This is a genomic window from Vibrio sp. 970 (assembly GCF_033339075.1).
Window position 1 is genome coordinate 195245 of sequence record NZ_JAWOTW010000003.1, and the last position, 13792, is coordinate 209036.

11 protein-coding genes are annotated in these 13792 nt (G+C 45.1%); 7 read left to right on the forward strand and 4 right to left on the reverse strand.

Annotated elements, in window-relative coordinates:
• The first annotated feature begins 105 nt into the window (after positions 1-105).
• Entirely contained in the window at positions 106-1809 is a 1704-nt protein-coding gene (locus R7Q11_RS05805) for an FAD-dependent oxidoreductase (RefSeq protein WP_017820173.1), read from the forward strand.
• Between the two features lie 67 nt (positions 1810-1876).
• On the opposite strand, the gene R7Q11_RS05810 is transcribed toward R7Q11_RS05805, so the two are convergent.
• Positions 1877-2575, reverse strand: a complete 699-nt coding sequence (locus R7Q11_RS05810) for an aspartate/glutamate racemase family protein (RefSeq protein ID WP_225466269.1) — start codon at positions 2573-2575, stop codon at positions 1877-1879.
• A gap of 140 nt (positions 2576-2715) precedes the next feature.
• Positions 2716-3516, reverse strand: a complete 801-nt coding sequence (locus R7Q11_RS05815) for a PhzF family phenazine biosynthesis protein (RefSeq protein WP_225466270.1) — start codon at positions 3514-3516, stop codon at positions 2716-2718.
• Positions 3517-3659: 143 nt separating this feature from the next.
• Between R7Q11_RS05815 and R7Q11_RS05820 the strand changes: the two genes are divergently transcribed.
• The gene (locus R7Q11_RS05820; protein ID WP_053303648.1) at positions 3660-4109 is read left to right on the forward strand and encodes a YkgB family protein; all 450 of its coding nucleotides are present in this window, start codon (positions 3660-3662) and stop codon (positions 4107-4109) included.
• Between the two features lie 198 nt (positions 4110-4307).
• On the opposite strand, the gene R7Q11_RS05825 is transcribed toward R7Q11_RS05820, so the two are convergent.
• Together R7Q11_RS05825 and R7Q11_RS05830 are read right to left on the reverse strand one after the other, a co-directional pair.
• Complete coding sequence (locus R7Q11_RS05825) at positions 4308-4784, reverse strand: DM13 domain-containing protein (protein ID WP_005376099.1); 477 nt, start codon at positions 4782-4784, stop codon at positions 4308-4310.
• 195 nt (positions 4785-4979) lie between these two features.
• Positions 4980-7304: an FdhF/YdeP family oxidoreductase gene (locus R7Q11_RS05830; RefSeq protein ID WP_225466271.1), complete on the reverse strand. Its 2325-nt coding sequence runs from the start codon at positions 7302-7304 to the stop codon at positions 4980-4982.
• A 665-nt stretch (positions 7305-7969) separates the two neighbouring features.
• Here R7Q11_RS05830 and R7Q11_RS05835 point away from each other — a divergent pair.
• The 5 genes from R7Q11_RS05835 to uhpB all read left to right on the forward strand — a co-directional run bounded on the left by R7Q11_RS05835 (position 7970) and on the right by uhpB (position 13787).
• On the forward strand, positions 7970-8854 hold the full coding sequence (locus R7Q11_RS05835) for a LysR family transcriptional regulator (protein WP_005460961.1): 885 nt from the start codon (positions 7970-7972) through the stop codon (positions 8852-8854).
• Between the two features lie 53 nt (positions 8855-8907).
• On the forward strand, positions 8908-9738 hold the full coding sequence (gene fdhD / locus R7Q11_RS05840; RefSeq protein ID WP_047101073.1) for a formate dehydrogenase accessory sulfurtransferase FdhD: 831 nt from the start codon (positions 8908-8910) through the stop codon (positions 9736-9738).
• Between the two features lie 405 nt (positions 9739-10143).
• On the forward strand, positions 10144-11538 hold the full coding sequence (gene uhpT / locus R7Q11_RS05845) for a hexose-6-phosphate:phosphate antiporter (protein WP_021707729.1): 1395 nt from the start codon (positions 10144-10146) through the stop codon (positions 11536-11538).
• 138 nt (positions 11539-11676) lie between these two features.
• Complete coding sequence (uhpA, locus tag R7Q11_RS05850) at positions 11677-12285, forward strand: transcriptional regulator UhpA (protein WP_005376090.1); 609 nt, start codon at positions 11677-11679, stop codon at positions 12283-12285.
• Positions 12285-13787 (forward strand): signal transduction histidine-protein kinase/phosphatase UhpB, encoded by a 1503-nt coding sequence (uhpB, locus tag R7Q11_RS05855; RefSeq protein ID WP_225466272.1) that lies wholly within the window; start codon positions 12285-12287, stop codon positions 13785-13787. Before uhpA ends, uhpB begins: the two co-directional genes overlap by 1 nt.
• Positions 13788-13792: the final 5 nt, after the last annotated feature.

A 13792-nucleotide genomic window follows, 5' to 3' on the forward strand; every position in this document is an offset into this window, starting at 1 on the left:
ATTAATATTATTAAGTCAATGCTAATGTAGATTAAATAACATTAGACTCAGCTAATTTATTTAAGTAAGGTGTAGGCGTTTTCGATCATTCAGCAGGAGAAATCCATGAGCAAAATCGTGATTATTGGTGGGGTTGCTGGCGGTGCATCTGCAGCAGCTCGCGCTCGTCGTCTTAGTGAAGACGCAGAAATCATTATGTTTGAACGCGGTCCATTTGTGTCATTTGCAAACTGTGGCTTACCCTATCACATTGGTGGCGATATCCAAGAGCGCAGCAAACTGCTTCTTCAAACGCCTGAGAGCTTTCTAGCGCGTTTCAATGTTGATGTCCGTGTGATGAACGAAGTGGTTTCTATTAACCGTCAAGACAAAACGGTTACGGTTAACAATTTGCTTGATGGCTCGGAATACCAAGAGAGCTACGACTTTCTTCTACTTAGCCCTGGCGCAGGTCCAGTTGTGCCGCCTATTCCGGGTATTGATAACCCGTTAACACACTCGCTGCGCAATATTCCAGATATGGATCGCATCATTAAAACGATCGAAACCAACAAAGTTGAACACGCTACGGTCGTTGGTGGTGGTTTTATCGGTTTGGAAATGATGGAAGCCTTCCACCAGCTAGGCATAAAAACCACATTAGTTGAAATGGCGGATCAAGTGATGACGCCCGTTGACCGTGAAATGGCTGGCTTCGCACATGCTGAAATTCGTGAGAAAGGCATCGACCTTAAACTTGGCGTCGCACTTGAGTCGGTGAAATTCGTACCTAACGAGCACGTGGCAAGTTTCGACTCTGGTGAGAGCGAAAAACACCAACATCTAGAAGGTGAATTGGAATTAACACTAAACAACGGTGAAAGACTCACCACCGATATTTTGATTATGGCAATTGGTGTTCGCCCCGAGACCAAATTAGCAAAAGAAGCTGGCTTAGAAATCGGCGCTCTTGGTGGTATTTATACCAATGAATACATGCAAACCAGCGATCCTTCGATCTACGCTGTCGGCGACGCGGTAGAAGAGAAAGACTTTGTGACTGGCGAGCAAACTCTAGTGCCACTTGCGGGCCCGGCAAACCGCCAAGGCCGAATGGCAGCAGACAACATGCTTGGCCGCCAAGAAACTTACCAAGGTACGCAAGGCACGGCGATCTGTAAGATTTTTGATTTAGCCGTCGCTTCTACTGGTAAAAACGAGAAACAGCTGAAACGTGAAAACATCGCTTATGAAAAAGTGTATGTGCATACAGCAAGTCACGCGAGTTACTACCCAGGTGCAGAAACCGTGTCATTCAAAATGCTGTTTGATCCAGTAACAGGTAAAATATTAGGTGCGCAAGCAGTAGGTAAAGACGGTGTTGATAAACGTATCGACGTAATGGCAGTTGCTCAGCGTGCTGGTATGACGGTAGAGCAACTGCAACACCTCGAGCTAACTTACGCGCCACCTTATGGCTCTGCTAAAGATGTAATTAACCAAGCGGCGTTTGTGGCAAATAACATCATCAAAGGCGATGCGACCGCGATTCATTATGATGAAATGGATTCACTGACAGAAGACCAACTGTTACTTGATGTTCGTAATCCTGGTGAATTGGAGTCCGTTGGTTATCTTGAAGGTGCAATTAATATTCCTGTCGATCAACTACGTCGTCGCATGCACGAACTTCCTAAAGACAAAGAGATCGTGATTTACTGTCAAGTTGGGTTACGCGGTAACGTAGCATACCGTCAGCTGGTCAACAATGGTTACAAAGCCCGCAACTTGATTGGTGGATACAGAACTCTCAAATTTGCTCGCTTATAACTTGATAATAAAAAAGAGAAAACCACGTGCTTGGTTTTCTCTTTTTTTGCAGGAAAGAAAGCGTAGATCATTCACCTTCAATTGCCAAACGGACTGCTGCTTGAGCATGGATAGAAGTGGTATCAAGTAGTGTAACATCGGTGTGACTTTGGTTTACAAGTAAGGCAATTTCAGTACACCCGAGAATCACAGCTTCAGCTCCGTGCTCTTTTAGTTTTTCAATAATTTGCAAGTATATCGTCCTTGACTCCTCTTTGATTTCACCTTGGCATAACTCTTTATAAATAATGTTATGTACTTTAGAGCGGTCGTCTTGATCGGGAATGACGACATCAAGCCCATAACGGTCGGAAAGCCTTCCTTTATAAAAGTCTTGCTCCACTGTGAATTGAGTACCAAGGAGTCCGACCTTTTGAACCCCTTTCTCACGAAGTAACTCAGCAGTCGCGTCTGCGATATGTAGTATGGGGATATTAATACTGGCTTCAATTTGAGGCGCAACTTTGTGCATTGTGTTAGTACAAATAAGAATGAAGTCAGCGCCCCCTTTTTCTATTAAAGATGCAGCATCAGATATAATGCTTGCCGTTTCTTCCCATTTACCTTGATGTTGAAGTTTCTCTATCTCCGAAAAATTCACGCTATACATACAAATTTTTGCGGAATTTAGGCCGCCTAACGCCTCTTTGACTCCTTCGTTGATCAATTTGTAATAACTAAGCGTCGACTCCCAGCTCATACCACCTAGAAGACCGATAGTTTTCATATAACTCTCCAATCGTTATACACCACCGTGCCAGGGGTGTTTTTACAAAAAAAAATCAGCCACTTAAATAAGCAGCATTCAAGCGTCTTCACTATTGAGCATTGGGTAACACGAAAATAAAATCATTCCCACAAGGACCGCTACGCGATTCTCATATATCCTCGCAATATCGTTACTGCATTTCCAGAAAGCTTAACGTGCTCAGTGCTTAACAACTCTGTATGGACGACCCCACTTCTCTTGGAGGCTTGGAAGCCTTTCAGTTGCTTTTTGTTGAGCTCTTTAGCCCAGTAAACACATAAAGCGCAATGTGCAGAGCCTGTAACTGGGTCCTCATTAACACCTACCCAAGGCGCGAAGTATCGAGAGACAAAATCGGCGTCAGTGCTTGATTGAGCAGTGATGACGACGCCACGGCCTTTTTGTTTAAGCAGCGCACCAAAATCAGGGTCGAGCTGTTCAAGCACAAATTCATCATTAATGACGATCAACTGCTTATTATCAAACTGACCGTAGGCGACTACATTGGCGGCATCTAGCCCCAAGCCATGAAGTAAGTCTTTGTTAATACTCGCTCTCATATCTAAAGTTGGCGCAGGAAACACCAAATGAATTTCTTCATGATCGAGTTGTGCAGTTAAAACCCCAGATAGCGTAACGAACTCAATCGTATCTCCAGTATTATATAACCCCTGCTCTTTCAGAACGTGCGCCGTTGCAAGTGTGCCGTGTCCACACAAAGCAACTTCCGTCCTCGGTGTAAACCAACGAAGTTGCATTGTATTGAGTGACAGAAATGCCGTTTCAGATAACGACATCTCGGCCGCGATGGCCAACATCGTTTCCTCATCAAGGCTTGACTCTGTGATACAAACACCCGCGGAATTACCTTTGAAAACCTCTGATGTAAACGAGTCAACCTGAAAAATTTTAACTTCCACGAAATATCCTTAAGTTCTATCAAACACGTAATTCTGTATCACGTGATTTTTAATATCTGTTTGAGCGAAAAAACCTATGAAATTTTCTACCAACCTTATAGGTCTTGTTGGAAGCGCTAACAAACAGGAGAATGTAGTTAATTATGCAAAACGTAAAAAGCCATCATCAATGTGACTCAATTGGATATCTTATCGGAGTTTTCGGCGTTTCTTTAGTTCTAATATGGATTGGTATTTATAAATTCACACCTACAGAGGCCAAGCTTATACAACCGCTCGTTGAAAATCATTTTCTGATGAGTTGGTTGTATGATGTGATGTCAGTTCAAACCGTATCAAACATCATTGGCGCAACAGAAATCATTGTCGCTATTGGATTAATCGTTGGCCTTAAAAACACACGAGTCGCTTATTTTTCTGGCATAGCCGCCGCAATTATTTTTCTTGCGACACTCAGCTTTCTAATTACAACACCGAATACATGGAAAGTGTCTGATGGGGTTTTGGTGACAAACTTCTTTTTAGTAAAAGATATTCTATTTTTAGCCATTGCGATTAGCGTCATCGAACGAAACAAGCCAAACAGAGAATAACTCTAAATAGTTCGAAATCTTGTTTTTCCAGAACGTAGCCTGAAAGGTGCAAACGACTTACAAGTCGAATGGTTCTGTCAATAACTCTAAACAAAGACTCTTAAATTTAGAATGTTTAAGAGTCTTTGCCTTCTAATGATGCGAAACAACATCCTAGCGTAAAGTGAAAAGAAAAGCCTTTTACTCTACTGCTAAGGTTTATTGATACTTTGCCGAAGTAATGAACTCACCGAATGTCTCGCACCATACAACAACCGTATTGTATTCAGAAATTGAAGTGCTTTGAGGAACCTCAACAACGAAGTTATCGAACGTTTTGACATCACCAATTAAGCTCATCTCAGATTTAAGGTCATTAAACTCTTGTTCCGTTTCGACAAACTTAGGAGATAGATAGAGTTTATAGTCTGGTCCGGGAGCGAGTTTTCCTACCAACGTAATGACTTCAGAACTCAAATGAATTTCTCCCTCTCCCCAATGAAAAGCGTCGCTACCTTTGAGTTCCCTCTTAAACACTGCGCTGTATTCTGCACCTTGCTTGCTCTTAGCAACTTGTTCATCGGTCGGCGCAGGTGGTGCAATAAGGATCGGTAAAGTATAGATACCTATCGCAATGCCAATAGAAACTGCCACTAAGTGACTGATTGTTAATTTAATTATATTTTTCAAGGTCATAAGCATCTTCTTATTAGTTTTACTACTTGAAATTAGATTCAAATCGGCCTTATCTGTCTATTATCGAGCAGCATAATGTCATTAACATTATACACAAGCTATGCGCACTAAATGCAGACTGAGCGCAATTAAAAACGGCTGATAATTAATATCAGCCGTTTGCTTATCGGAAATGTCGTTGTGCCGGTTTGGTCACTATTCCGCTTCCACCAAAGCGATCTTATCGGATGTCGATTTTTCCAATTTTATCGCAATAAACTTAGAGGTTGGCGTAAACGTTCTATCCCCATAACTGTCCAAAGGAACTAATGGGTTTGTTTCTGGATAGTAAGCCGCCGCCTGACCTGCTGGTACATCATAGGCAACAAGCGTAAATCCGCTCACACGGCGCTCAACGCCATCTTCCCACAATGACACCATGTCCACTTTGTCGCCCGGTTCAAAACCGAGTTTACGAATATCCGCTTCATTGATAAACAGCACTTCGCGCATACCAAATACTCCACGATAACGGTCATTCAAACCGTAAAGTGTCGTATTGTATTGGTCGTGTGAGCGCATGGTTTGCAAGATCAAATCTGGCTTTTGGCCTTTTTCGAGTATCGCTTCGCTGATCAACTGCTTCGGCAACTCGCTAGAGCTGAACTGTGCTTTGCCGCTTGGTGTATTCCATCGACGCTCAGCAGCTGGGTTTACCAAGTGGAATCCACCCGGGTGTTTAAGCTTATGGTTAAAGTCGGTAAAGCCCGGAATCGTGTCGGCAATCAAATCGCGAATACGGTCGTAATCTTCAATCGCCCACAACCAATCAATTGGTTTTGCCCCGAGTGTAGCATTGGCAATACCGGCAATAATCGCTGGTTCTGAACGCAAATGCTCCGAACGCGGTTTTAGCTGACCAAATGAGATATGCACCATGCTGAAAGTATCTTCAACCGTCACGCCTTGTGGGCCAGTTGCTTGCTGATCAATCTCGGTACGGCCTAAGCACGGAAGAATAAGCGCATCTTTACCTGTGACAAGGTGAGAACGATTTAACTTCGTCGAAATGTGTACGGTTAAATTACAGTTTCGCATCGCGTTGTGCGTACGTTCTGTGTCTGGCGTTGCTTGTGCAAAGTTACCGCCCAAACCGATAAATACTTTCGCTTGCCCTTCTTCCATCGCTTTAATGGCTTGCACAGTGTTGTGGCCTTCACCGCGCGGGACGGCAAAGTTAAATCGACTTTCAATGCGATCCAACAACAGATCTGAAGGTTTTTCATCAATGCCCATCGTACGGTCGCCCTGAACGTTACTGTGACCACGTACTGGTGAAAGACCCGCGCCCGGCTTACCAACGTTACCTCGTAACATTTGCACGTTTGCGACTTCTTTAATGGTTGGTACAGAGTGACGATGCTGAGTCAACCCCATCGCCCAACACATGATCACACGTTCTGCACGTCGATACATGCTCGCCACCATCTCGATTTCACTTAAATCAAGACCCGATTGTTCCGCGATGTGTTCCCAAGAGGTTGCGTCCACTTCAGCCAAATACTCATCAATACCTGTTGTGTGTTGCTTGATGAATTCACGATCAAATACCGCTTTTCCACCGTTTTGCAATGCCTCGCGTTCCCATTGCAACAAGAATTTCGCGATGCCACGAAATACTGCCATGTCTCCGCCCAAAGCAGGACGCAGGTACGCCGTGTTTGTAGGCTCTGAGCCATTACTCAACATCTCAATCGGCATTTGTGGGTTTTGGAAACGCTCTAATCCGCGCTCTTTCAGCGGGTTTAGACAGATAACCTGTGCACCACGTTTCACCGCTTCGCGCAGAGGTTCAAGCATTCGTGGGTGGTTCGTGCCCGGGTTTTGACCAATCACGAAAATCGCATCAGCTTCTTCAAAATCATCAAAGATCACTGTGCCTTTACCAACACCAATGGTGTCTTTCATCCCTATTGCACTGGCTTCGTGACACATGTTGGAACAATCTGGAAAGTTATTGGTACCGAATGCGCGGACAAATAGCTGATACAAAAACGCCGCTTCGTTGCTTGCACGACCAGAGGTATAAAACTCCGCTTGGTGCGGTGAATCCAATTGATTGAGATGCTTCGCGACAAGTGCAAAAGCCTCATCCCAAGAGACTGGCACATAGTGATCGGATTCTGCATCGTATCGCATTGGGTGCGTGATACGGCCTTGGTATTCCAACCAGTAATCAGTTTGCGTTAAGAGAGAAGAAACGCTGTGATTGGCAAAAAACTCAGGATCAACCAGACGATTGGTCGCCTCCCAGTTTACCGCTTTCGCGCCATTCTCACAGAAATTGACTTTACCGCTATCTGGCGACTCACCCCATGCACATCCCGGGCAGTCGAAACCGCCATTTTGGTTGGTTTTGAGCATAGTGCGAATGTTTTTAACTGCATTTTCACTGCCCCACCAACTTCTGGTTACCGCTTTCAGTGCACCCCAACCACCAGCTGGACCTTTGTATGTTTTTATTTGTTCTTTTTGGCTCACGACTTTACTCCTCGCAGATATACCAGCAAGCAGGGTGCCCGTGAAAACAAGCGCGTTATTTATTGAGATAATGCGGAAGTATTGAAGGGCTTAGTTTCTAATCCATGTATTTTTTAATCCAAATAAGTAACCACTCAACATGCTCTCGCTTGTCCGAGCGTTTACTTATCTAGATTCTTGATATCGGATACCCGCCTACTGTTTCTAAGACTGTTAGATTCAATGTGCATTGTTGCGTCTTGATCTAAATCAAAGATTAAGTCGTTATTCAATATGCGTCCAATTGATAATCCTGACCGAGTGATAAACAAAATCTATGACGAATTTTTCCACTGACGGTCATCACATTTTTAATCAATACAATTTATGAGGTTAATCGTTTTCCCATTCGATTCCACCTAGTTCGCTTAACGAACTCAATAAAATCGGCCCTCTTGATAATAGATAGTATCTATCACACTATAGATACTTTAAATTTGACCCTAATTAATATCAGGAATAGCCTTGATTCAGATCAATTTTGAGTGTGGTTTTATTCTTGACTTGGTTTTGGTTTTTCATTCCCCAGTTAAAACGCTCCAGCGCTTAAAAAGTACGGTAGTGCTGTGCCCTTTTTAGGGAGTTCCCCGTACATGTGACTCACAACGCAAGGTTAACAAGCCATTATGGATATCAAACAACTTAAATATCTCATCGCACTTGAACAGACCAAACACTTTGGTCAAGCCGCCGCATTGTGCCACATTACGCAGCCTACCTTGTCCATGAGAATCCGAAGCTTAGAGGAAGAACTCGATCTCGAATTAATCCAAAGAAGTCAAAGATTTGAAGGGTTTACTGAAGCAGGAGAACGCATTTTAGCTTGGGCGAAAACCGTCTTAGCCGCTCATGATGGACTGCAAGCCGAGGCTGCTAACTGCCGTGGTCAGTTGGTCGGTTCACTTCGGCTTGGAATGGTGCCACTCGCCAGCCAAAACCCTATGCAATTGCTCAAACCATTAGCTCAACAGTTCCCTGAGTTACGCTTTCAAATACTCTCCATGACGACCGAGCAGATCATAGACCAACTCAATCGCAATCAACTGGATTTGGGGATGTGTTATGTCGATCAAGTTAACACCGCTTACTTCGATGTTATCGAGCTAGATTCAACCAAACTTGGCGTTTTATTCGATGAGCGTCATTTTGATTTTGCCGAATCTGAAGTGTTGTGGGAGTCACTCAATAACATTCCGCTAGGGCTGCTTTCAAAGGGTATGCACTATCGCCACTCCATTGATCTTAGCTTTGTGAGTAAAGGGCTGGTTCCGCAAACCGTCATTGAAAGTAACTCCACCTTTCACTTGATCCAAGCAGTAACCAGTGGCCTTTGTTGCGCCATTATGCCGCTGAACTGTGGATTAGAAGAGTTGAACGATACGCTTCGCATTATCCCTATCGAAGAAGCCGCCGTTCACGCCCCGCTAGGTTTGTTAAAGCGAAAACAAGAACCCTTCTCCGCGCTAACCGATCAGTGCTTCGCAGAAGCAAAAAACATATTTAATCGATAACAAGAATCCACACGTCAATTTTTGGCATACATAACGGCTTATGAGGTGATTTCATGAGATGTACTACTCAATCTTATTTTGAACTGTCCGATTTCAATCAAGCACCACCTCAACCAAGTGCGTTCAATTACCGAGAATTGATTGATGGCCGCCCAGTGCAACAAATGTCGCTGGCGAGTGAGTCAGCTTTAGCTATCAGCTATAACGGCATTAGCCAAGCGGTCATGATGGTGACGCCAGGCCATCTGGAAGACTTTGTGAAAGGGTTTAGCCTAAGCACAGGCATCGTCCACGACTTCAAAGAGATCAAAGACATTGAAATTGGTGGCGATCACGAATCTCATTATGCGGAAGTAGAAATCAGCAACCGCGCTTTCTGGGCGCTAAAAACACAACGTCGGAATCTTGCAGGCACAACCGGATGCGGCATTTGTGGCGTCGAGGCTCTGGAACAAGCTTTGCCTGATTTAGCACCGCTAACACCGTCTCTTCCTCCGCGCTCCGATGTATTCGAAGGGCTGCGAGACAAAGTCGCACTGCATCAAGAAGCCGCACGTGAATCTGGCGCGCTACACGCCGCTTTATTTTCAGATTTACAAGGCAACATCAAGTTGTGCCGAGAGGACATCGGCCGTCACAACGCGCTAGATAAGTTGATTGGCGCATTGGCCAACAATCACATCGAACCTCAAAGTGGCTTCGCAATCATGACAAGCCGTTGCAGCTTAGAGTTGATCCACAAAGCCGTTCGCGCGCGTATCCCCACTCTGGTTTGCTTATCTGCACCGACAGCGTTAACCGTCGAATGGGCAAGAAGAAACCATTTGAACCTAATTCACTTGCCAAAATACGGCTCGCCGCGTCTATACAGCCCTGCGCCTTAACACGTCAACCTAGCCGAATTCCTAATATTTCTAACAGAGACCTCTGGGTCTCTGTTGTTTGTTTCTCATTCGCGATTGATAGCTAGCAACGAGACACTATTCTTCCAACCAAACGTACTCACCCCTTGTCAGCACTAAGCTTGCGTATATTAACCTGCTTGCATTTGAACGCTTTCCAATCCGATAAGAAACCAGTCAAAAACCCATAAATTAGTAAGGATTTTGTGTGACTCTTTTCACGCTTTTCCGCCTTCCTAGGCATTTCTAGGAATTTTTCCTAGCCGATCTAGGCAACCATCTCATGTGCCTCACAAAACCACTCTCTAGAATTCCGCTCAGTCAAAGGTAACAAGAGCGCATAACGGCCTCCGTTGTGTTTCTAAAACAATTACAAGAGAGTTCATCATGTTAAAATTCCTCGAACAGGTGCGGAAGCCGACCCTCGATCTTCCTGTCGAAGTTAGAAGAAAGATGTGGTTTAAACCGTTCATCCAATCTTACTTGGTCGTATTTATCGGCTACCTAACCATGTACTTGATTCGTAAGAACTTCAATGTCGCGCAAAACGACATGATCTCAACTTACGGTTTGAGCATGACAGACCTAGGTCTTATTGGCCTTGGCTTCTCCATCACATACGGCATCGGTAAAACCGTTGTCTCTTACTACGCTGACGGTAAGAACACCAAGCAATTCCTCCCTTTTATGCTGATCCTTTCTGGTCTTGCAATGCTTGGTTTCAGCTTCAGCATGGGCGGCGGTAGTGCAAGCCTGTTCTTGATGGTGGCTTTCTACGCTCTGAGTGGTTTCTTCCAAAGTACTGGTGGCCCTTCTAGTTACTCAACCATTACAAAATGGACACCTCGTAACAAACGCGGCTCTTACCTAGGCTTGTGGAACATGTCACACAACGTTGGTGGTGCGGGCGCAGCGGGTGTTGCTCTTTTCGGTGCCAACTACCTATTCGACGGACACGTAATCGGCATGTTCGTGTTCCCTTCTATCATCGCGATCATCGTTGGTTTTATCGGTATGCGCTTTGGTAGCGACTCTCCAGAAGCTTACGGTCTAGGTAAAGTAGAAGAACTTTTCGATGAAGCAGTGAGTGAAGAAGACACCGCCGCTGAAGAAAACCAGATGACCAAAAAAGAAATCTTTGTTGAATACGTTCTTAAAAACAAAGTTATCTGGCTACTTTGCTTTGCCAACATCTTCCTTTACATCGTTCGTATCGGTATCGACCAATGGTCAACGGTATACGCGTACCAAGAACTTGGTCTGTCAAAAGAAACGGCAATCTCTGGCTTTACTCTGTTCGAAGTCGGTGCGCTTGTGGGTACTTTGATGTGGGGTTACCTGTCTGACCTAGCAAACGGTCGCCGCGCATTGGTTGCTTGTGTATCTCTTGGTTTGATCATCGTATCGCTTGAGTTCTACCAACACGCCACTAGCGAGTTCATGTACTTAGCCTCTCTATTTGTATTGGGCTTCTTGGTGTTTGGTCCGCAACTTCTTATCGGTGTTGCCGCGGTTGGTTTTGTCCCTAAAAAAGCAATCAGTGTGGCTGACGGCGTAAAAGGTACATTCGCTTACCTAATCGGTGACAGCTTCGCGAAACTTGGTCTCGGTATGATTGCAGACGGTACACCTATCTTCGGCTTAACTGGTTGGAAAGGTACCTTCGCAGCTCTAGATACCTCCGCCATGATTTGTATTGTTTTGCTTGCTTTCGTCGCTATCGCGGAAGAGAAGAAGATTCGACACGCGAAGAAGCTTCAACTTGCACAAAACCAAGCCTAGCTTCTCTGCGCGCTTTACTTCGGTAAAGCGCGCAAGATCATTAAAATGAGTTGATCAATTCAGTATCATTAAAGGTTTTTCTATTGGCTCCTGTTGGAGCTTATTGTTGTTAGTCGTCTGCTCTATTTGGTTGTAATAATGATTCATGTTGCTCTAGTTGATGATCACGTCATCGTGCGTTCAGGTTTCGCACAATTATTAAATTTAGAAAGTGATATTACCGTTGTCGGTGAATTCGGCTCTGTCGCCGAAGCGCGCAAAGGCTTGCCTGCGGTACACCCTCATGTCGTCATCCTAGATATCTCCATGCCAGATGAAAGCGGCTTAAACTTTCTTAGCGAAATACCAACTGGCATTGCCTGCGTGATGCTTAGCGTGCATGACTCCCCTGCGATGGTGGAAAAATCACTAAAGCTAGGTGCAAAAGGCTATCTTAGTAAACGCTGTAGCCCAGACGAACTTATTCAAGCCGTGAGAACCAGTGCTTCTGGCGGCTGTTACCTCACATCAGATATTGCACTTAAACTTGCAACGCCTAGCGACAACACCACCTCTCTATGCCAACTGACAAAACGTGAAAACGAGGTATGTCAGCTACTTGCGACCGGGTTGGATGTAAAGTCTGTCGCGGCAGAGCTTGGCTTGAGCCACAAGACCGTGCATGTGCATCGTGCGAATGCCATCGACAAACTCGGCGTGAAAAACAACGTTGAGCTCGCCAAACTATTTTCTCAAGAGTCCTTTTAATGCGAGCTTACGCTGTTACCACCATTTGCGGACTATTTGTTATGGCTTGCGCCTGGTTCTGCTTATGGGTGATTGCCTATTACTTTGTCAATGCTCCCGAACTGGCGATCTTATTGTTTCCTTTCGCTTTAAGATTAGGTGTCGCCCTGCACACTCGCACCGCTTATTGGCCGACGATTTACCTTTCGGAGTGGGGACTTTCCATCGCACTTGCGATCTTACTGGGTCAACCGCAGTGGCTTACCGTGCTGATTGCGAGCATTGCCAGTATCCCGGTCACTCTGATTGCGAAAAAATACTACTACGGAGACCAAAACCGCCATTTAGCCGTGATGAGCGCAGTCATTATCATTAGCGCGTTTATTAATGTGATGGCCGTTGGTTTTCACGTTCCTTCGGTTTACATGGTATGGCTGGCTAGCATTTCTGGAGGCTTGCTCGTGGTGCCTATGTGCTACTTGTTATGGAGTTATTTGTTCCAAAGTCGTTGGTCTCCGCTTAGCTCTCTCCTACTTAGTAATGCCGTTGTATTTCAGGTGCGTCATATCGTGCTTTATGCGCTACTTTTGATCGGCAGTATTTTGGTGCAAACCAGCTTGCCTGAAGAGCTAAAACGATTTGCGCCATTTTGTATGGCGATTCCAATCATCGTGCTTGCTCTGCGTTACGGCTGGCAAGGTGCTCTGCTCGCCACCATGCTCAACAGCATAGCGCTGATTGCGGCTCGTAGCGGCGTATCAAATCTAGAAATCACCGATTTGTTATTATCTCTCTCGGCGCAAACCATCACCGGCATTATGCTCGGCTTAGGGGTTCAGAAACAAAAAGACCTCAATCACAAACTGCGCGGCGAACTTGCGCGCAATCAGAATTTGTCTCGCCAGCTTATCAAAGCGGAAGAATCGGTAAGACGCGATATTGCGCGCGAGCTACATGACGAAATCGGACAGAACATCACGGCAATCCGCACACAAGCCAACATCATTAAACGAGTGAACAACGCAGAAACACGCGTTGGTTGCGCGGACATGATCGAAGGGCTTTCGCTCAACGTGTACGACACCACTAAGCGACTGTTGAGCAAGCTAAGACCCAAAATGCTGGATGATTTGGACTTGAAAGAATCCGTCGAGCAACTGACGCGAGAGATGGAATTCGCCAATCACGGAACGACTGTTCAACTGAACTGGCAAGGCGATTACACAAGCCTGAGTGACACACTCAAAGTAACCCTATTCCGTTTATGCCAAGAGTCATTAAATAACGCTGCCAAGTACGCAGAAGCGCAGTTGATCAATATTGAACTGACAATTGGAGAAACGGCGGTGTCATTGATGATTCACGATGATGGTGTCGGTTTCAAAGTTCAGGACAGTATGAAAGGCATGGGCGTTCGCGGCATGCAAGAGCGTGTGCACGCGTTAGGTGGAAAAATGGTTATCTACTCCACCAGCGATCAAGTGATCGGCACACAAATCAGCATTACTTTACCTAAGGTGTAACTCAA

Coding starts and splice junctions, on each gene's coding strand:
- R7Q11_RS05810 (WP_225466269.1), bottom strand. CDS start 2,575: ATGAAAACTATCGGTCTTCTAGGTGGTATGAGCTGGGAGTCGACGCTT.
- uhpA (WP_005376090.1), top strand. CDS start 11,677: ATGATTCATGTTGCTCTAGTTGATGATCACGTCATCGTGCGTTCAGGT.
- R7Q11_RS05805 (WP_017820173.1), top strand. CDS start 106: ATGAGCAAAATCGTGATTATTGGTGGGGTTGCTGGCGGTGCATCTGCA.
- R7Q11_RS05835 (WP_005460961.1), top strand. CDS start 7,970: ATGGATATCAAACAACTTAAATATCTCATCGCACTTGAACAGACCAAA.
- fdhD (WP_047101073.1), top strand. CDS start 8,908: ATGAGATGTACTACTCAATCTTATTTTGAACTGTCCGATTTCAATCAA.
- R7Q11_RS05825 (WP_005376099.1), bottom strand. CDS start 4,784: ATGACCTTGAAAAATATAATTAAATTAACAATCAGTCACTTAGTGGCA.
- R7Q11_RS05820 (WP_053303648.1), top strand. CDS start 3,660: ATGCAAAACGTAAAAAGCCATCATCAATGTGACTCAATTGGATATCTT.
- uhpT (WP_021707729.1), top strand. CDS start 10,144: ATGTTAAAATTCCTCGAACAGGTGCGGAAGCCGACCCTCGATCTTCCT.
- uhpB (WP_225466272.1), top strand. CDS start 12,285: ATGCGAGCTTACGCTGTTACCACCATTTGCGGACTATTTGTTATGGCT.